The 20,085-nt window shown below is 65.4% G+C and carries 20 protein-coding genes and 1 tRNA gene; 9 read left to right on the top strand and 12 right to left on the bottom strand.

Annotated elements, in window-relative coordinates; all coding sequences use genetic code 11:
- Positions 1-325 precede the first annotated feature (325 nt).
- Positions 326-2,143 carry a phosphogluconate dehydratase gene (gene edd / locus JNN06_RS14555; RefSeq protein WP_291240317.1) on the top strand — a complete coding sequence of 606 codons (1,818 nt, stop codon included), beginning with the start codon at positions 326-328 and terminating at the stop codon, positions 2,141-2,143.
- Positions 2,144-2,269: 126 nt separating this feature from the next.
- A complete protein-coding gene (gene eda / locus JNN06_RS14550; protein ID WP_291240316.1) occupies positions 2,270-2,911 on the top strand; it encodes a bifunctional 4-hydroxy-2-oxoglutarate aldolase/2-dehydro-3-deoxy-phosphogluconate aldolase in 642 nt (213 codons plus the stop codon).
- Between the two features lie 14 nt (positions 2,912-2,925).
- Here the strand turns inward: eda and JNN06_RS14545 are convergent, their stop codons facing one another.
- The 7 genes from JNN06_RS14545 to ssb form a co-directional block, all read right to left on the bottom strand.
- A complete protein-coding gene (locus tag JNN06_RS14545; RefSeq protein ID WP_291240315.1) occupies positions 2,926-4,110 on the bottom strand; it encodes a cytochrome P450 in 1,185 nt (394 codons plus the stop codon).
- The gene (locus JNN06_RS14540; protein WP_291240314.1) at positions 4,110-4,997 is read right to left on the bottom strand and encodes a DMT family transporter; all 888 of its coding nucleotides are present in this window, start codon (positions 4,995-4,997) and stop codon (positions 4,110-4,112) included. The genes JNN06_RS14545 and JNN06_RS14540 overlap by 1 nt, the downstream gene beginning before the upstream one ends.
- 94 nt (positions 4,998-5,091) lie before the next feature.
- On the bottom strand, positions 5,092-5,835 hold the full coding sequence (gene tpiA, locus JNN06_RS14535) for a triose-phosphate isomerase (RefSeq protein WP_291240313.1): 744 nt from the start codon (positions 5,833-5,835) through the stop codon (positions 5,092-5,094).
- A gap of 79 nt (positions 5,836-5,914) precedes the next feature.
- On the bottom strand, positions 5,915-6,274 hold the full coding sequence (locus tag JNN06_RS14530) for an iron-sulfur cluster assembly accessory protein (protein ID WP_291240312.1): 360 nt from the start codon (positions 6,272-6,274) through the stop codon (positions 5,915-5,917).
- A 62-nt stretch (positions 6,275-6,336) separates the two neighbouring features.
- Complete coding sequence (locus tag JNN06_RS14525) at positions 6,337-6,699, bottom strand: SUF system Fe-S cluster assembly protein (protein WP_291240311.1); 363 nt, start codon at positions 6,697-6,699, stop codon at positions 6,337-6,339.
- A gap of 58 nt (positions 6,700-6,757) precedes the next feature.
- Positions 6,758-7,711, bottom strand: a complete 954-nt coding sequence (locus JNN06_RS14520; protein WP_291240310.1) for an acyltransferase family protein — start codon at positions 7,709-7,711, stop codon at positions 6,758-6,760.
- Positions 7,712-7,722: 11 nt separating this feature from the next.
- The gene (ssb, locus tag JNN06_RS14515) at positions 7,723-8,304 is read right to left on the bottom strand and encodes a single-stranded DNA-binding protein (RefSeq protein ID WP_291240309.1); all 582 of its coding nucleotides are present in this window, start codon (positions 8,302-8,304) and stop codon (positions 7,723-7,725) included.
- A 216-nt stretch (positions 8,305-8,520) separates the two neighbouring features.
- Here ssb and JNN06_RS14510 point away from each other — a divergent pair, with 216 nt between their 5' ends.
- Positions 8,521-9,132 (top strand): lytic transglycosylase domain-containing protein, encoded by a 612-nt coding sequence (locus JNN06_RS14510; RefSeq protein WP_291240308.1) that lies wholly within the window; start codon positions 8,521-8,523, stop codon positions 9,130-9,132.
- A gap of 33 nt (positions 9,133-9,165) precedes the next feature.
- Here JNN06_RS14510 and JNN06_RS14505 read toward each other — a convergent pair whose 3' ends face one another.
- The 3 genes from JNN06_RS14505 to mazG all read right to left on the bottom strand — a co-directional run bounded on the left by JNN06_RS14505 (position 9,166) and on the right by mazG (position 12,229).
- Complete coding sequence (locus JNN06_RS14505) at positions 9,166-10,113, bottom strand: nucleoside hydrolase (protein WP_291240307.1); 948 nt, start codon at positions 10,111-10,113, stop codon at positions 9,166-9,168.
- 221 nt (positions 10,114-10,334) lie between these two features.
- Positions 10,335-11,351, bottom strand: coding sequence for a Fe(3+) ABC transporter substrate-binding protein (locus JNN06_RS14500; protein ID WP_291240306.1), 1,017 nt, complete (start codon positions 11,349-11,351; stop codon positions 10,335-10,337).
- Between the two features lie 77 nt (positions 11,352-11,428).
- Complete coding sequence (gene mazG, locus JNN06_RS14495; protein ID WP_291240318.1) at positions 11,429-12,229, bottom strand: nucleoside triphosphate pyrophosphohydrolase; 801 nt, start codon at positions 12,227-12,229, stop codon at positions 11,429-11,431.
- 126 nt (positions 12,230-12,355) lie between these two features.
- Here mazG and JNN06_RS14490 point away from each other — a divergent pair, with 126 nt between their 5' ends.
- Positions 12,356-13,519, top strand: a complete 1,164-nt coding sequence (locus JNN06_RS14490) for an amidohydrolase (RefSeq protein WP_291240305.1) — start codon at positions 12,356-12,358, stop codon at positions 13,517-13,519.
- Positions 13,520-13,579: 60 nt separating this feature from the next.
- On the opposite strand, the gene JNN06_RS14485 is transcribed toward JNN06_RS14490, so the two are convergent.
- Positions 13,580-13,654 (bottom strand) — tRNA-Gln (locus JNN06_RS14485).
- Between the two features lie 199 nt (positions 13,655-13,853).
- On the opposite strand from JNN06_RS14485, the gene JNN06_RS14480 reads away from it, so the two are divergent.
- The 4 genes from JNN06_RS14480 to pgi all read left to right on the top strand — a co-directional run bounded on the left by JNN06_RS14480 (position 13,854) and on the right by pgi (position 18,442).
- Entirely contained in the window at positions 13,854-14,549 is a 696-nt protein-coding gene (locus JNN06_RS14480; protein ID WP_291240304.1) for an MgtC/SapB family protein, read from the top strand.
- 132 nt (positions 14,550-14,681) lie between these two features.
- A complete protein-coding gene (gene zwf, locus JNN06_RS14475) occupies positions 14,682-16,139 on the top strand; it encodes a glucose-6-phosphate dehydrogenase (protein WP_291240303.1) in 1,458 nt (485 codons plus the stop codon).
- Positions 16,136-16,807 (top strand): 6-phosphogluconolactonase, encoded by a 672-nt coding sequence (pgl, locus tag JNN06_RS14470; RefSeq protein WP_291240302.1) that lies wholly within the window; start codon positions 16,136-16,138, stop codon positions 16,805-16,807. The genes zwf and pgl overlap by 4 nt, the downstream gene beginning before the upstream one ends.
- A 30-nt stretch (positions 16,808-16,837) precedes the next feature.
- Positions 16,838-18,442: a glucose-6-phosphate isomerase gene (gene pgi, locus JNN06_RS14465; RefSeq protein WP_291240301.1), complete on the top strand. Its 1,605-nt coding sequence runs from the start codon at positions 16,838-16,840 to the stop codon at positions 18,440-18,442.
- Between the two features lie 85 nt (positions 18,443-18,527).
- Here pgi and JNN06_RS14460 read toward each other — a convergent pair whose 3' ends face one another.
- Positions 18,528-18,881, bottom strand: coding sequence for a RidA family protein (locus JNN06_RS14460; protein ID WP_291240300.1), 354 nt, complete (start codon positions 18,879-18,881; stop codon positions 18,528-18,530).
- 346 nt (positions 18,882-19,227) lie between these two features.
- Here JNN06_RS14460 and JNN06_RS14455 point away from each other — a divergent pair, with 346 nt between their 5' ends.
- Positions 19,228-19,800, top strand: a complete 573-nt coding sequence (locus JNN06_RS14455) for a CHAP domain-containing protein (RefSeq protein WP_291240299.1) — start codon at positions 19,228-19,230, stop codon at positions 19,798-19,800.
- Positions 19,801-20,085 lie beyond the last annotated feature (285 nt).

Raw genomic sequence — 20,085 nt, 5'->3', positions numbered from 1 at the left:
TCGGCACCATCACCGTCGGGCCATTTTTCGTGGCGACCGAAAGCTGCGCATCCGAGGCCGAGCGGCTGACGACACCACCACAGGCCGAAAGCCCCAAAGCAGCTGCACACAGAACCAGAACCCGAATCGTCGCTTGCATCTTGTCCTCCAGCGGGGAACCATGATTTCTGGGCCCAAGGTGCCGCCAGATTGGGGCAAAACTTCGTTAACGAAGCGTTCATCTTTTGGTATTGTCGCGGCAAAGCGGCCCAGGTCGTCCCGCAAGGGTTGTTAGCGCTAACGGTTTTTGCTACAAGAAGGCAGCCTGCCGCAAACGGAGCCCGCCATGACCGCCCAATCGCCCCTCAATGCCACCATCGCCCGCGTGACCGACCGGATTCGCGCCCGGTCCGAAGGGCTGCGGGGCGACTATCTGGCGCGGATGCGCGCGGCGGGGCAGGCGGGTCCGGCGCGCGGCCATCTGGCTTGCGGCAATCAGGCCCATGCCTATGCCGCCATGGGGCCCGACAAAACCGCCCTCGCGGAAGGCCGCCTGCCCAATATCGGCATCGTCACCGCCTATAATGACATGCTCTCGGCGCACCAGCCCTATGAGGTCTACCCCGCCCTGATCCGCGCCGCCGCCCGCGCGGCAGGGGCCACGGCGCAGGTGGCGGGCGGCGTGCCCGCCATGTGTGACGGCGTGACCCAAGGCCAGCCGGGGATGGAGCTGTCGCTGTTCTCCCGCGATGTGATCGCCCTCGCCACCGGCGTTTCCATGAGCCACAACACCTTCGACGCGGCGCTTTACCTCGGCGTCTGCGACAAGATCGTGCCCGGCCTCATCATCGGCGCCGCCGCCTTCTCCCATGTTCCGGCCGTCTTCGTGCCCGCAGGCCCGATGACCTCCGGCATCCCGAATGACGAGAAAGCCAAGGTCCGCCAGCAATTCGCCGCCGGCGAAGTGGGGCGCGATGTGCTGATGGCCTCCGAGATGGCCTCCTATCACGGCCCCGGCACCTGCACCTTCTATGGCACGGCGAACACCAACCAGATGCTGATGGAGTTCATGGGCCTGCACCTGCCCGGTGCCAGCTTCGTGAACCCGAACACGCCCCTGCGCGAGGCGCTGACCACGGCCGCCGTCGAACGCGCCGCCGCCATCACCGCCCTGGGCAATGATTACCGCCCCATCGGCGAAATTCTGGACGAGCGCGCCTTCGTGAACGGCCTCGTCGGCCTGATGGCCACCGGCGGCTCCACCAACCTCGTGCTGCACCTGCCCGCCATGGCGCGGGCGGCGGGGATCCTCCTCGATCTGGAAGATTTCTCCGAAATCTCCGATGTCGTGCCGCTGATGGCCAAGGTCTATCCCAATGGTCTGGCCGATGTGAACCATTTCCACGCCGCCGGTGGCCTTGGCTACATGATCGGCGAACTGCTGGATGCGGGCCTGCTGCACCCCGATGCCAAGACCGTGGCGGGCGATGGCCTCAGCCTCTACCGCCAGGAGCCCAAGCTGATCGAGGGCAAACTGGCCTGGGAGCCGGGCAGCGGCACCACGCTGAACGACCGCATCCTGCGCCCGGCCTCGGATGGCTTCGCCAAGACCGGCGGCCTCAAGCAGCTTTCCGGCAATCTGGGCCGCGGCGTCATCAAGGTCTCCGCCGTCGCGCCCGAGCGTCATATCATCGAGGCCCCGGCCCGCATCTTCCACGACCAAGACTCGGTGAAAGCCGCCTTCAAACGCGGCGAGTTCACCTCCGACACCGTGGTCGTCGTGCGCTTTCAGGGCCCGCGCGCCAATGGCATGCCGGAACTGCACTCGCTCACCCCCACGCTGTCCATCCTGCAAGAGCGGGGCCTCAAGGTCGCGCTGGTCACCGATGGCCGCATGTCGGGCGCCAGCGGCAAAGTGCCCGCCGCCATCCATGTCGCCCCCGAGGCGGCCCTTGGCGGCCCGCTCGCCCGCCTGCGCGATGGCGACGTGATCCGCCTCGATGCGGTGGCAGGCAGCCTCACCGTGCTGTCGGAGGATTTCGCCACCCGCGAAGCCGTCACCGCCGATCTCTCCGCCAATGGCCACGGCATCGGGCGCGAGCTGTTTGAAACCTTCCGCCGCACCGTCGGCAACGCCACCGAAGGCGCCTCGGTGCTGTTCTGATCCCCACCGGCGGAATTTGGATATTTAAGCCAAGGTGAAACCCATTCATCTTGGCCCAAATGTCCCCGCCGGAGGCATCCCACCCCATCCGCCGGGCGCGCCGCCCAAAGACTCAAGGAGCCTATGATGACCCCGCAAGACGCCTCCAAACGCGCCGCCGAGATTTGCGCGCTGGCCCCGGTGATCCCGGTTCTGGTGCTGGACGATCTGGCCCATGCCAAACCGCTGGCGCAGGCGCTGGTGAAAGGCGGCTTGCCGGTGCTGGAAGTGACCCTGCGCACGCCCGTGGCGCTGGATGTGATCCGCGCCATGGCCGAGGTGCCGGGCGGCGTGGTCGGCGCGGGCACGTTGCTGACGCCTGCCGATGTGAAGGCCGCCAAGGCCGCCGGCGCCACCTTCGGCGTCTCGCCCGGCGCGACCGACCGTCTGATCGACGCCTGCGAAGAGCATGACCTGCCGCTGCTCGCCGGGGCCGCCACCTGTTCCGAGATCATGGCGCTGTTGGAGCGCGGCTATACCGTGCAGAAATTCTTCCCCGCCGAGGCCAATGGCGGCGCCGCCGCGCTGGCCGCCATCGGCGCCCCCCTGCCGCAAGTGACCTTCTGCCCCACCGGCGGCATCACCCTTGCCAAGGCGCCGGATTATCTGAAGCTGAAAAACGTCATGTGCTGCGGCGGCAGCTGGGTCGCCCCCAAGGCCCTGATGCAGGCGGGCGATTGGGATGGCATCGTGAAGCTGGCCGCCGAGGCCGCCGCTTTGCCGCGCTAAACGTCAGGGCCGCGCTAGGCCCGCGTCACCATCAGCCGGGTCAGCCCGTGGAAATGGTAGGTATTGCCATATTCCGCGGGCTGGCTCAGCCGCAGCCCCGGCAGCCGGTTAAACAGGATCGGCAGGGCGATCTGCAATTCCATCCGCGCCAGCGGCGCGCCCACGCAGAAATGCACGCCTGCGCCAAAGCTCGCATTGGGTTTGATCGGGCGGTGCGGGCGGAACGCCCCCGCATCCTCCCACACGCCCGGATCGCGATTGGCCGCCGCCAGCAGCAGCTGCACCTCGGCCCCCTTGGGGATCACCGTCCCCATCACCTCGATGTCGGCGTAAGCCCAGCGGGTGAAGCCATGCAGCGGCGGATCAAAGCGCAGCGTCTCCTCCACTGTCGCCTCGATCGCCTCGGGCGCCAGCGCCGCGCGCGGCGTGCCCTGCTCCAGCAACAGCTTCACCGCATTGCCGAGCGAATGCACCGTCGCCTCATGCCCTGCATTCAACAGCAGAATGCAGGTGGTGATCAGCTCATCGGTCGACAGTTTCTCGCCCGCTTCCTCCGCCGCGATCAGGGCCGAGATCAGATCATCGCGCGGCGTCGCCCGGCGGCTGTCCACATAACCGCGCATGAATCCCACGAAAGCCTCGGTCGCCGCCACCGCCGCATCCTCGCGCGCGCGGTCTCGGCCCGCCATATACATGCCCACCATGGCATTCGACCAGCGCAGCAGATCATCCGCCATGCCCTCCGGCACGCCCAGCAGCCGCGCGATCACGATCACCGGCAGGCGCTGGCCAAAGCACGCCAGCAGGTCAAACTCCCCTTCTGGCAGGGCGTCGATCAGCTCATGGCAGAGCGCCGTGATCTCGGGCGCCAAAGCCGCGATCCGCCGCGAGGTGAAGGCCCGCAGCACCAGCCCGCGCAGGCGCGTATGGCGCGGCGGCTCCAGCTCCAGCATCGAATGCGCCTCGACGGCATAGAAGGGCGCCAGATGCGGCGGCACCGGCCTGCGCTGATCCTCCGGCACCTCGCGGCCAAAGCGGCGGTCGCGGAAAATCGCATTCACCGCCGCCGCATTGCCAGTGCAGATGCGGTCGAACTCGGCCCAATGGAAGAACGGCCCCGCCGCCCGGGCGCGCTCGTAGAACGGGTAGGGGTTCTGCACGAAATCCGGATCGGTCGGCGATTGCGACAGGCTTTGCATCAGGCTTTCCTCCCCTCGACCGGGCCGCTTTGCGCGATCAGCACGCCCAGCCCCACAATCAGCGCCCCAAGCGCCTGCATCCAGTTCCACGGCTGGCCCAGCAGGAACAGGAAGATCATCACATAAAAGGGCGCCGCATTGATATGCAAGGCCCCCAGCCCGATGCCCAGATGGCCCAGCGAGGCGATCCACAGCATCTGGCTCAGCCCCATCGCGAAAAACCCATAGATCAGCAAGGCGCCCCATTCGCGCGGCCCGATGGCCGCCCAATCCGGGCTGGGGCTGCCCAAGGCGCTGGCCACCAGCGCCGCCACTCCGGTGACCAGGGCCGCGCCCGCGATGGTCAGCGCCGTGCGCCCCAGCGGCGATTGCGCGGGCAGGGCGGTCACCGTCCAGCGCGAGGCCAGCGTGAACAGCACAGTCGAGACCAGCGCCGCCAGCGCCCCAAGCCCCAGATCCAGGTTCCCCATCGCCGCCGCATAGACCAGCAATCCCCCCGCCAGCGACAGCGCGACGCCTGCCAGCAGCGGCAGGCTGACCCGCCGCCCCTCGGCCAGCACCTCGATGGTGATGCCGATCACCGGCATGCTGGCCGAAACCACCGCCACCGTCACCGCATCGGTCGCGGCCTGCGCCACCACGATCAGAAAGCCGCAAGCCCCCAGCAGCGCCCCCACTGCCGCGCCCTTGCCCCAGGGCGCGCGCCGCCAATCGGGGCGCTCCCAGATCAGCCAGACCGGCAACAGCACCGCCGCCGCCACCGCCATGCGCGCCGCCACCAGCCACAAAGGCGGCACCGGCCCGATCAGCAGATCGGCCGCCGGCAGGCCCATGGCCCAGACCAGCATCGAGGCAAGGCACAGCAGATTGGCAGTCAGGGGGCGCAAGATCGGGGCTCTTTCATCCGGGGATGCCCGCAACCTGCCCGGATGCCCGGCCCATCGCTGCGCCGGGACCGACGTTTGATGTCGCTGCGCGCGCTTATGCCGCCGAGAGCGCGGCGACAATCGCGCCGAAATCCGCGGCCTTCAGGCTTGCGCCGCCCACCAGCGCGCCATCCACATCGGCCAGCGCAAAGATCTCGGTCGCATTCGAGGGCTTCACCGACCCGCCATATAGCAGCCGCATCCCGCCCGCCTCCGCGCCAAACCGCGCCGTCAGCTCGGCCCGCAGGAAGCCATGCACCTCGGCAATCTCGGCCAGCGTCGGCGTGCGCCCGGTGCCAATGGCCCAGACCGGCTCATAGGCGATCACCAGATTGGCCGCCGTCGCGCCCTCGGGCAGCGAGGCCTTGAGCTGCGCGCCCACCACCGCCAGCGTCTGCCCGGCATCGCGCTGCGCCTCGGTCTCGCCGACACAGACCACCGCCACCAGACCCGCCGCCCAGGCCGCGCCGGTCTTCATCCGCACGTCCTCGTCGCTTTCGCCATGATCGGCGCGGCGCTCGCTATGGCCCAGAATCACATGGCTTGCGCCCGCATCCGCCAGCATGGCCGCCGAAATATCGCCAGTATGCGCGCCCGAGAGTTTCGCATGGCAATCCTGCCCGCCCACCTGCAAGGCGCTGCCCCGTGCCTGGGCCGCCATCGCCGCCACCAGCGTGGCGGGCGGGCACAGCAGCATCTCGCACCCCGGCGCAGGATGGGCGGCCAGCAGCGCCGTCACCTCCGACAGCGAGGCCGCCATGCCATTCATCTTCCAATTGCCCGCTGCCAGCTTGCGCATGTCATCCTCCCTGCGTCTCCCCGCGATGTATGGCAGGCAGGCGCGGCAAGGAAAAGGGGCCGCAAGGCCCCTCCGGCGATCAGACCTCCGGTTGGTCCTTGAATTTGATGGATTCACCGCATCCGCAGGCCTCGGCCACATTCGGATTGTTGAACTTGAAGGCCGATTCCAGCGCCGAGACCTGAAAATCAATCTCGGTGCCAAACAGGAACATCTGCGCCATCGGTGCGATCATCACCCGCGCGCCATCCTGTTCCACCACCTCATCCAGCGGATTGACCTCCGCCACATAATCCATGGTGTATTCCATGCCCGCGCAGCCGCCCTTCTTCACGCCAATGCGCAGGCCCTGCGACTGCTGGCGCTCCATCAGCCGCGCGATCTGTTTCGCCGCCGAGGGGGTGAGGGTGACAGCCTGTTTGCCGGGAATGCCGAACATGCGGGTAATCCTTATTCTATGCCCCAGACATAGGTTTTCCGCGCCCCATCCTCAAGAGGGGGTTACATGAAGCCCAGCTCCAGCCGGGCCTCGTCCGACATCATCTCCATGCCCCAGGGCGGATCGAAGGTCATCGCCACCTGCACGGCGCGCACGCCCGCCACCATATCCACCGCATCCGACACCCAGCCCGGCATCTCGCCCGCCACCGGGCAGCCCGGCGCCGTCAGGGTCATCACCACATTCACGTCGTTTTCCGCCGTGATCTCGATGGTATAGACCAACCCCAGATCGTAGATGTTCACCGGAATTTCCGGGTCAAACACGGTGCGGCACGCCTCCACCACGCTGTCATACAGCGGGTGATCGGTGGTCGAGGGCTTGATCAGCGGGGCGCCTTCCAGCGGCAGGGATTGCTCGGTCATCTTGGTCTCGCGCTTTGTTGAGCGATTATATAGGGAATCGCGGGCGCGAGGTCCAGTGCTAGAGAAGCCGCGCCGCCATGCCGGAACGCCGCAGCAGCCACACCACCGCGCAAGACCCCAGCACCGCCGAGGCCCAGATCGCCGGGCGCTCGAACCCGGTATGGCGGATCAGCAGGGCCACAAAGGCCACATGCACAAAGTAAATGCCGCTGGCATAATCGCCGATGCGCCGGTCGGCCACCTGGCCCGGCCATTGCATCGCCGCGATCATCAGCGCGGGCGCCGCCAGCGCAAGGCTCAGCATCGTGTCATGCGGAAAGCCCTTGGGCGCCGTATAGGCCACCCAGACCGATTCCAGCGGCACCAGCAGCACGCCCAGCCCCGCCGCCAGCAGCACCGGCCCGCGCGGCAGGGTCTCGGCCAGATGCAGCCGCCGGATCAAGAGCCCGATCAGCAGATAGGGCAGGCACAGCACCAGCGCATTGCGATGTGCCGGCAAGGGGTCCACCAGCAGGGGGGACTTGATCGCAAACAGCGCCCAGGCCTGGCCGTAGAACAGCAAAAGCCCGGCGCCAAGGCTCAGCCCCGCCAGCGCCGCCAGCCGCCGCACCGGCCAGCCCGCGATCGGCACGATCAGCGCCGCCGCCATCGCCATGCCCGACAGATACCACAGGTGCCAATAGCCAAAGACCAGCATCCGCAGGTTCTGCCAGGCTTCCTGCACGAACAGAACCTTCCAGTAGATCGGCAGATAGATCAGCATCCACAGCGCATAAAGCCCGGCCGCGCGGCGCACATAGGCCCAGCCGCGCCCTTTTTCGAGCGCGGCTTGCAGGAAATAGCCATTGAACAGCAGAAAGACCGGCACCCCGATCCGGTAAATGCCGTCGCCTGTCAGCAACAGCGCCGTGCGCCCCAGCTCCTTGAAGGGGTTGGCATGGATGCCCACCACCATCAGCGCCAGCACCAGCTTTAGCAGGTCAACCGCGCGGCTGCGTCCGATGGGCGCCATGGCTCACAGCCTCAGAACGGGATCTCGTCATCCATGTCGCTGCGCCCGCCGCCGCCAAAGCCGCCGCCCTGTGCGCCACCGCCATAAGAGCCGCCGCCCGAACGCGCGCCGCCCGCACTGCCACCGGCATAGCCGCCACGGCCACCGCCGCCGCCGCCCATGCTGCCGCCGCCCTCGTAATCGCCGCCGCCATAGCCGCCCTGCGGGTCGTCATAGCTGGCCCCGCCGCCGCCCGCGTCACCGCGCCCGCCCAGCAGCGTCAGCTCGCCGCGATATTGCCGCAGCACGATCTCGGTCGTGTAGCGATCCTGCCCCGATTGATCCTGCCATTTGCGGGTTTCCAGCTGGCCCTCGATATAGACCGTGCTGCCCTTGCGCAGATATTGCTCGGCAATCTTGGCGAGGTTCTCGTTGAAGATCGCCACCGAATGCCATTCGGTGCGCTCCTTGCGCTCGCCCGAATTGCGGTCGCGCCAGGTCTCCGAGGTGGCGATCCGCAGGTTCACCACCTTGCCGCCATTCTGGAAACTCCGCACTTCCGGGTCACGGCCCAGATTGCCGACGATGATGACCTTGTTGACCGAACCCGCCATGGGCGCCCCCCGATTCTCTGCTTGCCGGCCAGTTTCGCCTGCAATGGTTACCCTCTTGTTACCCCCGTCTAGCAGCCCCCGCAGCCCCTTTCAACGCGAGCCCTGCACCCCACTGGCAGCAATCTGCCATCCGGCGCCCGCAAAGCCGCGCAGCCTCTGGAACCATCGCGCGAAATCGCTATAGTCGGCGCGCGTGAACAGGTTCCCGGGGGTCGCATGCGGCGCAAGTTGGTTTTGGCGGTGGCGGCTTTTGTGCTGGGGGCAAGCCCGGTTCTGGCCGAGGGGCTCCGGCTGTCTGGCTCCACCAAATCGCGCAACCTGCTGTTCCGCTCGCAAACCTCGCTGCTCGATGGCCGTCTGGCCAAGCAATATGAGGGCTCGGCCCGGCTGAAGCCCAATGCGCCCAAGGAAGACGAGGCCCAGCCCGCCGTCGCCGCCTCGGTGCCGAAGTTCCGCGGCTCCTACAAGGGCGAATATCTGGAGATCGCCAAGGCCATGGCGCGCAAACATGGCGTCCCCGAGGATCTGTTCCTGCGCCTCGTGCAGCAGGAAAGCGGCTGGAACCCCGGCGCCGTCTCGCCCAAAGGCGCGACCGGCCTTGCGCAGCTGATGCCCGACACTGCGCGCTTCCTGCGGGTTGACATCAACGACCCGCATCAGAATCTGGAAGGCGGCGCCAAGTATCTGGCGCTGATGTATGGCAAATTCGGCAATTGGCGCCATGCGCTTGCGGCCTATAACGCGGGCCCGCTCGCGGTCGAGAAACATGGCGGCGTGCCGCCCTATGCCGAGACCAAGAATTACGTCAAGGTCATCCTTGGCGGGTAAGGTGCGTGCGCTGCACGCACCGCTGTTCCGCCCTTACAACCGCGCAATCCGCTCTGCCAACAGCGCGTAAAACCCTTCTGCATCCAGATCGCCGATGAACAAGGCGTTCGGCTTGCGCTCGGTCACGCCCCACCAATCCGCAACGGTCATGCCCAGCGTCAGTTCGGATTGCGTCTCGATCTCCACATTGATGTGACGCCCCGAGAACAGCTCGGGACGGATCAGCCAGGCGATGACGCAAGGGTCATGCAGCGGCGCGCCCTCGCTGCCATATTTCTGCATGTCGAAGCGCTCGAAGAAATCGGTCCATTCCGCCACCATCCGGCCCGGCTCGCTGCCCATGGCGCGGAAGGCCGCGATGCGGGCCTTGGTGGTCAGGGCCTTATGGGTTACATCCAGCGGCATCACCACCAGAGGAACGCCGGATTTGAACACAATATCAGCGGCTTCCGGGTCGACGTAAATGTTGAACTCCGCTGCCGGAGTGATATTGCCGACCTCGAAATAGGCGCCCCCCATCAGCACGATCTCCTGCACACGGGGGATGATGTCGGGCGCGCGCTGGAAGGCGGTGGCGATATTGGTCAGCGGCCCCAAAGGGCAAAGCGTCACCGTGCCCGCGGGCTCGGCCCGCAGCGTCTCGATGAGGAAATCGACCGCGTGCTGGTCTTGCAGGGGCATCACCGGATCGGCCAGTTGCGGGCCATCAAGGCCGGTCGTGCCATGCACATGCTCTGCCGTCACCAGCTTGCGGCGCAGCGGTCGGTCGCAGCCCGCAAAGACCCGCATGCCCGGCTGGCCCGCCAGCTCGCAGACGATCCGCGCATTCCGCTCGGTCAGCGGCAGCGGCACATTGCCCGCCACCGCCGTGATGCCCAGCACCGTCACATCCTCGGGGCTGGCCAAGGCCAGCAGCAGGGCCACGGCATCGTCCTGGCCGGGATCGGTGTCGATGATGATCTTGCGGGGGGTCTTGGTCATGGCTTGGCTCCGGGATTTTTGGCGCCATCAAAAGCCGCGTCGGCGGTTTTGTCCATCCGGTAAAAGACAACTCTCCAGATAATTTCCCGTGCCACGGCCCGAGGGCAGGAAACGGTATATGCCGTTACCCTTTCGGGCCAAAACGCGGGAAAACTGTATCGCTCGTTACACAAAAAGGCCGCCCGGCGAGGGGCGGCCTTTCCATCGGTCTGCGGCGGGGATCAGCCGTCGAAATTGATCTCTTCCATGATCTTCAAGGCATCGGCGCGATGGCCCGACACTTCGGTCAGCGGCAGCGTATCCGGGGTGAAGCTGCCCCAGGAGGTCACCAGCTCCGAGGCCGGAACGCCGGGCTTCACCGGGAATTCATTGTTGGATTCCGCATAGATACGCTGCGCCTCGTCCGAGGACAGCCACTCCATCAGCTTCAGCGCGGCCTCCTTGTTCGGGGCCGATTTGGTCATGGCAACGCCCGAGATGTTCATATGGGTGCCGCCCGCCTTGCCATCGGCGCCCGCAAAGGTCGGGAACACGATGCGCACGCTCTCGGCCCAGGCCTTTTGCTCGGGATCCTTGAGCATCGCGCCCATGTAATAGGTGTTGCCGATGGCGATGTCGCACTCGCCCGCCCAGATCGCCTTAACCTGATCGCGGTCGCCGCCATCGGGTTTGCGCGCCAGATTGGCCTTCACGCCCTCGGCCCAGGTTTTCGCAGCATCCACACCATGATGTGCAATGACCGCCGACAGCAACGCGATGTTGTAGTCATTGGTGCCGGAACGGACGCAAATCTTGCCTTTCCATTTCGGGTCGGCCAGATCCTCATAGGTGGTCACGGCGCCATCGGCCACGCGATCCTTGGACGCGTAAACGATGCGCGCGCGCGCCGTCAGGCCAAACCACTGGTCGCCCGCATCGCGGAACTCGGCCGGGATATTGGCCTCCAGCACCTCGGATTGCACCGCTTGCGTCACGCCCGCATCCACGATCTGCTTGAGCCGCGCGATGTCCACCGTCAGCACCAGATCGGCCGGCGAGCGGTCGCCCTCGGCAGTCAGACGCTCGGCCATGCCCTTGTCAACAAAGGCAATATTCGTGGTGATCCCGGTTTCCTTCGTAAAGGCATCCAGCAGCGGCTGGATCAATTCGGGCTGGCGGTGCGAGTAGATGTTCACTTCCTCCGCAAGCGCGGGGGCAGCGGCACTGGCGAGCAGGGCGGCGAGAAGGGCGCGTTTCATGTCTGACCTCTTTCGTCGGAAAATCCGCCTGTCATAAGCCTGAGTTTTTTGCTTTGGTCAATAGTTGAGCAAAGAGATCAGTCTTTGGCCCGCCCCGAATTTTCGGCGAAAATTCGCGCCTTCTCCTCGGCCTTGGCCCTGTTCCACAGCGCGTCCATCTCGGCCAGGTCACTGGCTTCGGGGCGGCGGCCATCCTCGGCCAACCAATCTTCTATCCTGTTGAAACGGCGTGTGAATTTGGCATTGGCCGCGCGCAGGGCGGCCTCCGGGTCCAGGGCCAGGTGGCGGGCCAGATTGGCCATGACGAACAGCAGATCGCCAAACTCCTCCTCCACCTCGGCCTGCGTCAGCCGGTCGCGGGCCTCGACCAGTTCGCGCGCCTCTTCGGTGATCTTGTCGACCACCTCGGCGGTCGAGGGCCAGTCGAATCCCACCCGCGCCGCGCGCTTTTGCAGTTTCACCGCCCGGGTCAGCGCGGGCAGCGCCAGCGCCACCCCGTCCAATGTGCGCGCAGACCCCCGCTCGGCGGCCTTCAGCGCCTCCCAGTCGGCGGTCTGCTGCTCGGGCGACTTGTCGCGGCTTTCCGCACCAAACACATGCGGATGGCGCGCCACCATCTTGTCCGAGATCGCGGAGACCACATCCTCGAACCGAAAAATCCCTTTGTCTTCCGCGATTTGCGCGTGGAAAACCGATTGGAACAGCAAATCGCCCAGCTCGCCTTTCAGCCCCGCCCAATCCTCGGTCGCAATCGCATCGGCCACCTCATGCGCCTCTTCCAGCGTATAGGGCGCGATGTCGGCAAAGCCCTGCGCGATGTCCCAGGGGCAGCCATCGGGCGCGCGCAGCCGGGCCATGATCTCCAGCAGGCGCGGCATGCCTGCCGTAGCGTCATGCACCAAAGCGTCGCTTTCAGCACGGGGCAGGGGGCGTTGAGCCATTGCGGTTCCTCCGGTTTTGCGCTTCCCTTCGGGCTTAGCCTCGATCCCCGCAAGGAGTCCACCATGCCCGTTCTCAACCGCATCGCCGATTTCGCCGAGGAGATGAAGGGCTGGCGGCACCATCTGCATCAGATCCCTGAGCTGGAATTTGACTGCCACCAGACGGCGGCCTTCATCGAGGCGCGGCTGCGCGAGATCGGGGTGGACGAGATTCACCCCGGCATCGCAAGGACCGGCATCGTGGCGATCATCAACGGGCAGGGCGCGGGGCGCACCATCGGCCTGCGCGCCGATATGGATGCCCTGCCGATCGAGGAGGCGACGGGCGCGGCCCATGCCTCTCAGATCAAAGGGAAAATGCATGCCTGCGGCCATGATGGCCATGTGACGATGCTGCTGGGCGCGGCCAAATATCTGGCCGAGACGCGGCGCTTTTCCGGGCGGGTGGCGCTGTTGTTCCAGCCTGCCGAAGAGGATGGCGGCGGCGGTCAGGTCATGGTGCAGGAAGGTGTGATGGAGCGGTTCGACATTGCCGAGGTCTATGGCATCCACAATGCCCCCGGCGTGCCTTTCGGCCAGTTCCAGACCAATTCGGGCGCGCTGATGGCCTCGGTGGACACGGCCTTTGTCTATCTGACCGGCAAGGGCGGCCACGCGGCCACGCCGCATGACTGCATCGACCCGGTGGTGGCCGTGGTGGCGATGGTGCAGGCGGTGCAGACCATCATCCCGCGCAATGTCTATGCGCTGGACGAGGCGGTGATCTCGGTCACCCAGATCCATACCGGCACGGCCAGCAATATCATCCCCGAGGAGGCGATGTTCTGCGCCACCATCCGCTGTTTCAAGCCGGAGGTGCGCAAGCTGTTGAAAAAGCGCATCTATGAGATCGTGGAGGGCACGGCCGCCGCCTATAACGTCGCGGCCCGGATCGAGTATGACTGGGGCTATCCCGCCACGATCAACCATGCCGCGCAGGCCGTTTTCGCCGCCGCCGTGGCCGAGGAGGTGACGGGGCGCGTCGATGCCGACTCGCCGCGCGAGATGGGCTCGGAGGATTTCTCCTATATGCTGGAGGCCCGGCCCGGTGCCTATCTGTTCATGGGCACCGGCCCCGGCGCAGGCCTGCATCACCCGGCCTTTGATTTCAACGACGAGGCCGCGCCCGTCGGCGCCAGTTTCTTCGCGCGCCTGATCGAACGCGCGCTGCCATTGGCCGCCCGATAAGCCAAAAAGGCCCTCGGAAACGGGGGCCTTCACGACAGATCGGCGATGTGTGGAAGAGTTTGGCTGGGGCGCTAGGATTCGAACCTAGGTATGGCGGTACCAAAAACCGCTGCCTTACCACTTGGCGACGCCCCAACCGTGAGCGGGGTTCTAGCCGAGGCGATTTGAGAGCGCAAGAGCGATTTTTCGTCGAAAAATCGAATCTCGCACGGCGGGCAGGCCTTTGTTTTCACCGGGCTATTTGGCATTGAGGCAAAGTCTCGGGATGTGTCATAAAACTGTTACATTTCGCGCCGGGCCGCGCTAGTCTCGCGGTTCAAAGGGAGAGATGCCAATGCTGACCAGCCTTGCCGCCGCCACGTTCAACATGTCTGTCGCCCTGGGCTGCGGCGCCCTGATCGGCATGGAGCGCCAGATGCGCCAGCGCAAGGCGGGCCTGCGCACCAATGCGCTGGTGGCGCTTGGCGCGGCGGCTTTTGTCGTGTTCTCGATGACGCATGAGGCCGATACCAGCCCCAGCCGGGTCGCGGCGCAGGTGGTCTCGGGCATCGGCTTTCTGGGGGCGGGCATCATCTTCCGTGACGGGCTGAATGTGCATGGCCTGACCACGGCGGCGACCATGTGGTGCGCGGCGGCGGTGGGGGTTCTGGCGGGGGGCGGCTATTGGGCGCATGCGCTGGTGACTACCGGGCTTGTGGTCTTTGTCAATCTGGGCCTGCGGCCTTTGGTGCAATGGATGAAGCGCAAGACCCGGGCCGGAAATCCGGCCATGCGGCATTATGCGGTCACCGTGATCTGCGCGCCCGAGCGCGAGGGCGAGGCGCGCGCGCTGATCCTGCGGACCCTCGGCGTGGCGGGTTGGCAGGTGGCCGAGCTTTCGATGGCGCGCGAGACCGGCGAGTCGGTCCAGCTGACCGCCGATGTCTCGGCGCTTGGCAAGACCGAGCATGACATGGATCAGGCGGTCAGTCGCATCGCGGCCGAGCCGGGCCTGAAATCCGTGCGCTGGCAGGTGATGGAAGAGGCCTGACGCCGCCTTCCGACACCGGGCGCAAAGCCGGTTTCCCCTCTCGCAAAGCGATGCTAGACTTTTGCAGGCGCAGTCGCTAGAACCGGCGTCGTTAGCGCTAACAGCGCCCAGCCCAGCGACGAGAGGTGTGCCATGGTTTCGCGCGTCATCCCGGTCGAGGTCTTTGACCTCGTGATTTTTGGCGCCACTGGCGATCTTGCCCGCCGCAAGATCCTGCCCGGCCTCTATCGCCGGTTTCTTGCAGGCCAGATGACGGCGGAAAGCCGCATCATCGGCGCCGCCCGCACCGATCTGGATACGGCGGGCTTTCGCAAGCTGGTGCAGGACGCGATTGAGGAATTCGTGAGCGCGGATCGCCGCGACCCGGCGATGATCGCGGCCTTTCTGGAGCATCTGGATTACGTCTCGATTGACGCGTCGAAAGGCGAGGCCGGCTGGACCAGCCTCAATGGGTTGATGCGTGCGGGCGTGGTGCGGGCCTTCTATTTCTCGGTGGCACCCAGCCTGTTCGGCGAGCTGGCTGAGAAACTGCATGCGCATGGCATCGCGGATGGTCAGTCGCGCATCGTGGTGGAAAAGCCTTTTGGCCGCGATCTGGCGACGGCGCGGGCGCTGAACGCGACACTGGCCAGCCATTTCGAGGAAAGCCAGATCTACCGGATCGACCATTATCTCGGCAAGGAAACCGTGCAGAACCTGATGGCGGTGCGCTTTGCCAATATCCTGTTCGAGCCGCTGTGGAACAGCCAGTTCATCGACCATGTGCAGATCACCGTGGCGGAAACCGTGGGGGTCGAGGGGCGCGGCTCTTACTATGACAAGTCGGGCGCCATGCGCGACATGGTGCAGAATCACCTGATGCAGCTTTTGTGCCTGATCGCGATGGAGCCGCCTTACCATTTCGACCCCAATGCCGTGCGCGACGAAAAGCTAAAGGTTATCCGTGCCTTGCAGCCCGTTCCTCATGACGACATCGTGCGCGGTCAATATAATCCGACGAAAACCGCCCCCGGCTATCTGGAGGATAGCGAGAACCCGGACAGCCGGACCGAGAGCTATATTGCGCTGAAGGTGCATGTGGCGAACTGGCGCTGGAAGAACACGCCCTTCTATCTGCGCACCGGCAAGAAGCTGCGCGCGCGGGCCAGTGAAATCGCCATCACATTCAAGGAACCGCCGCATTCCATCTTTGACGATGCCGAGGGCTGGCGCGAGAATGTGCTGGTGATCCGCTTGCAGCCGAATGAGGGCATGAACCTGACCGTCATGATCAAGGAACCCGGTCCGGGCGGCATGCGCCTGATGCAGGTCCCGCTGGACATGAGCTTTGCCGAGGCGCTTGGTGAGGAAGCTGCTGATATTCCAGATGCTTACGAGCGTTTGATCATGGATGTGATCCGTGGCAACCAGACCCTGTTCATGCGCGGCGACGAGCTGGAGGCCGCCTGGGCCTGGACGGACCCGATCATTCAGGGCTGGGAAGCGCGGGGCGACAAGCCCAAGGGCTATGATCCCGGCTCCTCCGGCCCCGAGGATGCGCTGATGCTGATGCACCGCGATGGCCGCCGCTGGCGGGAGATCAAGGAATGAACTTTCTCGAATATCCAGATCGCGAATTGCTGATGCTGTCGCTGGCCGACCGCATCGCCGGAGAGCTGGCGGATTTTCTGCGCCGCGATGGCCGGGCCTCGTTCTGCGTGCCGGGCGGCACCACACCGGGGCCGATCTTCGATACGCTGTCGGGTGTCGATCTGGATTGGCCCAATGTCAGCGTTTTCCTGAATGATGAACGCTGGGTGGGCGAGGACAGCCCGCGCTCCAACACCCGGCTGCTGCGAGAAAGATTGTTGCGGGGCAAGGCCTTGCACGCCAAACTTGTGCCGCTTTACCAGCCCGCCGATGAACCGGAAACCGAGATGGCGGCGCTGTCGGACGGTCTGCGCCCGCATCTGCCGATTTCGGTTCTGCTGCTGGGCATGGGGGCCGATATGCACACGGCCAGCCTGTTCCCCGGTGCGGATCGTCTGGCGGAGGGGCTGGCGCCCGACGCGCCGATCCTGCTGCCGATGCGCGCCGAAGCGGCAGGCGAGCCGCGCATCACCCTGACCGCGCCGCATCTGGCCGGGGCGATGAACATTCACGTCCTGATCACTGGCGCCGAAAAGCGCGCGGCTCTGGAAGCTGCCTTGACGCTGCCCCCGGAACAGGCTCCGATTGCGGCCGTTCTGAAAAACGCCACGGTCCACTGGGCCGCCTGATTGTCCTGCCTGCTGATCCCGGAGACCCCCATGCCCCGCCGCTTTGACGCGCTTCTTCAGCACCGCGCCGCCCATGAAACCGCAACGATCAGCGCGCTTTTCGCCAGCGATCCGGCCAGGGCGAGCCGGTTCTCGGCCCGGCTGGGCGACATGCTGTTCGATTTCTCCAAAACGCAGATCGACGCGCAAGCGCTTGATATGTTGATAGAAATTTCCAAAAGGGCAGGGGTCGAGACCTATCGTGACCGCATGTTCAGCGGCGCGAAAATCAACGAGACCGAAGGCCGGGCCGTGCTGCACACCGCCCTGCGCAACCTTGCGGCCACCGTCACGGTGGAGGGCAAGGATGTCATGCCGGAGCTGCGCGCCACCCATGCCCGCGCCAGCCAGTTCGCCCGCGATGTGCGCGCGGGCCGCTTTCAGGGTCAAGGCGGGGCGATCACCGATGTGGTGAATATCGGCATTGGCGGCTCGGATCTCGGCCCCGCGATGGCGGCACTGGCACTGGCACCCTTTGCCGACGGGCCGCGCTGCCATTTCGTATCGAATGTGGATGGCGCCCATATCGCGGATACGCTGAAAGGTCTGAACCCGGAAACCACGCTGGTCATCGTGGCCTCCAAGACCTTCACCACGATCGAAACCATGACCAATGCCGATACGGCAAAGCGCTGGATGGCGGCGAAGGTGGCCAACCCGGCGGCGCAATTTGCAGCCGTTTCGACGGCGGCGGATAAGACCGCCGCTTATGGCATTGATGCGGAACGGGTTTTTGGTTTCGAGGATTGGGTCGGCGGGCGCTATTCCATGTGGGGGCCGATCGGGCTTGCGCTGATGCTGGCGGTGGGGCCGGAGGATTTCGATGCCTTCCTCGCCGGGGGCGCCGATATGGATGCGCATTTCCGGCAAGCGCCACTCGCGCAGAACCTGCCGGTGCTGCTGGCCCTGGTCGGCATCTGGCACAATCAGGTCTGCGGCCATGCAACGCGGGCCGTTTTGCCCTATGATCAACGGCTTGCGCGGCTTCCTGCCTATCTTCAGCAATTGGAGATGGAATCGAATGGCAAGCGGGTCAGCATGGATGGGGCCGATCTGCCCTATCATTCGGGCCCGGTGGTCTGGGGCGAGCCGGGCACCAATGGGCAGCACGCCTTCTATCAGCTGATCCACCAGGGCACGCGCGTGGTGCCCTGCGAATTCATTCTGGCGCGGCAGGGCCATGAACCGGAGCTGGCGCATCAGCACCTGCTGCTGGTCGCCAATTGCCTCGCGCAATCCGAGGCGCTGATGCAGGGCCGCAGCCTGGACGAGGCGCGCGCCATCATGGCGAAAAAGGGCCTGACCGGCGCCGAGCTGGAGCGGCAGGCGCGCCACCGCGTGTTCCCGGGCAACCGTCCTTCCACCACGCTGGCCATTGCCAGGCTGACGCCCTTTACACTGGGGCAGATCATCGCGCTTTATGAACACCGGGTTTTTGTCGAAGGCGTGATCCTTGGGATCAATTCCTATGACCAATGGGGGGTGGAGCTGGGCAAGGAACTGGCGCTGGCCCTGCAACCGATTCTGGAAGGCAAGGCGGATGCCGCGGGCAAGGATGGCTCGACGCGCCAGCTGGTCGAGTATCTGCGCGGCTGATCTTCATCTTGGCGCAAATATCCTGCGGGGGTCCGGGGGCCGCACAGGCCCCCGGTTCCGAATTTTCTGCGAAAATTCGCGCGCCTCAGTTCAGGGCGGCGGTCACGATGATTTCCACCAGATAGGCGGGCGCGGCCAGCTTGGCCTCGCCGGTGGCGCGGGCCGGGGTATGCCCCTGCGGCACCCAGGCGTCCCAGACGGCGTTCATTTCGGGAAAATCAGCCATATCGGCCAGCCAGATCTGGGTCGAGAGGATGCGGGTCTTGTCCGTGCCGGCCTCGGCCAGAATGCGGTCCACCTCGGCCAGGCAGGTGCGGGTCTGATCCGCCACGCTTTCACCCGGATTGCCCACCTGACCGGCCAGCCAGACGATCCCCTGATAGCAGACCGCCTCGCTCATGCGCGCGCCGGTGCCGATGCGTTTGATGTCACTGTTCATGCGAACCTCCTGAGACTTGCCCGACGGGCCTAGCCTGTCGCGGGGGCAAAGAAAAGCCGCCCCACGGCGAATCGCATCTGTTCACGGTCGCGTGAGAGCGAGGCAAGCAGAAAAATCCCGGCGCAGCAGGGAATGGCGAGGTTCCGCCGCCGCATTCTGGCCGATGCGCGGGAACATGCACAAGCGCTGCACGCCTTCTGCACCAAGGCTTGCCGGGCGCGCGCCCGCCATGCGATGCGGTGAACGCCGAATTAACCGCGCCGCCGCAAGCGCCGCCCCAAAGCCTCACCAGCCGCAAGGTTCGCCCATGACGACTCGTCTTCTTGCTCTTTTTCTGACCGCTGCCATGGCTCTGCCGGTGGCTGCGGAGACCCGCCAGCCAGTCAATCCGGTGCATGTTTCCGCCTCTGCCAGTGACGTGAGCGCCGCGCAGCCGGTGCGCAAGATGACGCGGGCCGAAAAGCGCGCATTGGCCAAGGCGCAGGCCGAGGCAGAGCAGGCCCGGGTCGAGCTGAAGGCCTCGGTCAAGCGCGCCTCGATGCTGAAGCCGGTGCGGGGCCGCATCTGGTGCGTGCCCTTCGCGCGCGAGGCCTCGGGCATCCAGCTGAAGGGCAATGCGGGCACCTGGTGGGGCAAGGCGGCAGGCATCTATAACCGCTCGCGTTTGCCGCAGGTCGGCGCGGTGATGAATTTCGCCTCCAGCCGCAAGATGCCGATGGGCCATGTGGCGGTGGTGTCGAACATCCTGGATTCGCGCCGCATCCAGATTGATCACGCCAATTGGGTGCGCAACAAGGTGACGCTGGATCAGACCGTGATCGACGTGTCCGACGCGAATGACTGGTCGCAAGTGCGGGTGGTGAATGCCGATGGCAGCCTTGGCCGCGTCAACCCCGTGCTGGGCTTCATCTCGAACTGAGACAGGCCAGGGCAGAATGACGAAACCGGCCTTTGGGCCGGTTTTTTTCATATCTGACAGCAGCTTGGTGCCGCCGCTGGCTCTGTGCATAACCTGGAGGGGGATTGGAGCGGGTGAAGGGCGCCAAGAGCCATTTCCACCAAGTTCATATCTGTTGCAAAACGTCAATGAATCAATGGGTTGTGGAGATTTTTCGCCGCATCCTATTGCGCTAAATTGCATTCTGTAGCAAGTTTTTTGGCTAGCGGGGCGGCTAGCACTTTTCCGGTGGGTTCGATTCCGGGA

Source organism: Gemmobacter sp., assembly GCF_016792925.1.
Taxonomy (GTDB): domain Bacteria; phylum Pseudomonadota; class Alphaproteobacteria; order Rhodobacterales; family Rhodobacteraceae; genus Gemmobacter.
Note: the sequence above shows the minus strand (reverse complement) of the source record. Positions and strands in the feature narration are given on the sequence as shown.

What these genes read in the sequence shown, in the direction of transcription:
- pgl (WP_291240302.1), top strand. Translation starts at nt 16,136, where the DNA reads ATGAACTTTCTCGAATATCCAGATCGCGAATTGCTGATGCTGTCGCTG.
- zwf (WP_291240303.1), top strand. Translation starts at nt 14,682, where the DNA reads ATGGTTTCGCGCGTCATCCCGGTCGAGGTCTTTGACCTCGTGATTTTT.
- JNN06_RS14525 (WP_291240311.1), bottom strand. Translation starts at nt 6,699, where the DNA reads ATGACCGAGCAATCCCTGCCGCTGGAAGGCGCCCCGCTGATCAAGCCC.
- edd (WP_291240317.1), top strand. Translation starts at nt 326, where the DNA reads ATGACCGCCCAATCGCCCCTCAATGCCACCATCGCCCGCGTGACCGAC.
- tpiA (WP_291240313.1), bottom strand. Translation starts at nt 5,835, where the DNA reads ATGCGCAAGCTGGCAGCGGGCAATTGGAAGATGAATGGCATGGCGGCC.
- JNN06_RS14505 (WP_291240307.1), bottom strand. Translation starts at nt 10,113, where the DNA reads ATGACCAAGACCCCCCGCAAGATCATCATCGACACCGATCCCGGCCAG.
- JNN06_RS14490 (WP_291240305.1), top strand. Translation starts at nt 12,356, where the DNA reads ATGCCCGTTCTCAACCGCATCGCCGATTTCGCCGAGGAGATGAAGGGC.
- JNN06_RS14480 (WP_291240304.1), top strand. Translation starts at nt 13,854, where the DNA reads ATGCTGACCAGCCTTGCCGCCGCCACGTTCAACATGTCTGTCGCCCTG.
- JNN06_RS14500 (WP_291240306.1), bottom strand. Translation starts at nt 11,351, where the DNA reads ATGAAACGCGCCCTTCTCGCCGCCCTGCTCGCCAGTGCCGCTGCCCCC.
- JNN06_RS14460 (WP_291240300.1), bottom strand. Translation starts at nt 18,881, where the DNA reads ATGAACAGTGACATCAAACGCATCGGCACCGGCGCGCGCATGAGCGAG.
- ssb (WP_291240309.1), bottom strand. Translation starts at nt 8,304, where the DNA reads ATGGCGGGTTCGGTCAACAAGGTCATCATCGTCGGCAATCTGGGCCGT.
- JNN06_RS14520 (WP_291240310.1), bottom strand. Translation starts at nt 7,711, where the DNA reads ATGGCGCCCATCGGACGCAGCCGCGCGGTTGACCTGCTAAAGCTGGTG.
- pgi (WP_291240301.1), top strand. Translation starts at nt 16,838, where the DNA reads ATGCCCCGCCGCTTTGACGCGCTTCTTCAGCACCGCGCCGCCCATGAA.
- eda (WP_291240316.1), top strand. Translation starts at nt 2,270, where the DNA reads ATGACCCCGCAAGACGCCTCCAAACGCGCCGCCGAGATTTGCGCGCTG.
- JNN06_RS14455 (WP_291240299.1), top strand. Translation starts at nt 19,228, where the DNA reads ATGGCTCTGCCGGTGGCTGCGGAGACCCGCCAGCCAGTCAATCCGGTG.
- JNN06_RS14530 (WP_291240312.1), bottom strand. Translation starts at nt 6,274, where the DNA reads ATGTTCGGCATTCCCGGCAAACAGGCTGTCACCCTCACCCCCTCGGCG.
- JNN06_RS14545 (WP_291240315.1), bottom strand. Translation starts at nt 4,110, where the DNA reads ATGCAAAGCCTGTCGCAATCGCCGACCGATCCGGATTTCGTGCAGAAC.
- JNN06_RS14510 (WP_291240308.1), top strand. Translation starts at nt 8,521, where the DNA reads ATGCGGCGCAAGTTGGTTTTGGCGGTGGCGGCTTTTGTGCTGGGGGCA.
- mazG (WP_291240318.1), bottom strand. Translation starts at nt 12,229, where the DNA reads ATGCCGCGCCTGCTGGAGATCATGGCCCGGCTGCGCGCGCCCGATGGC.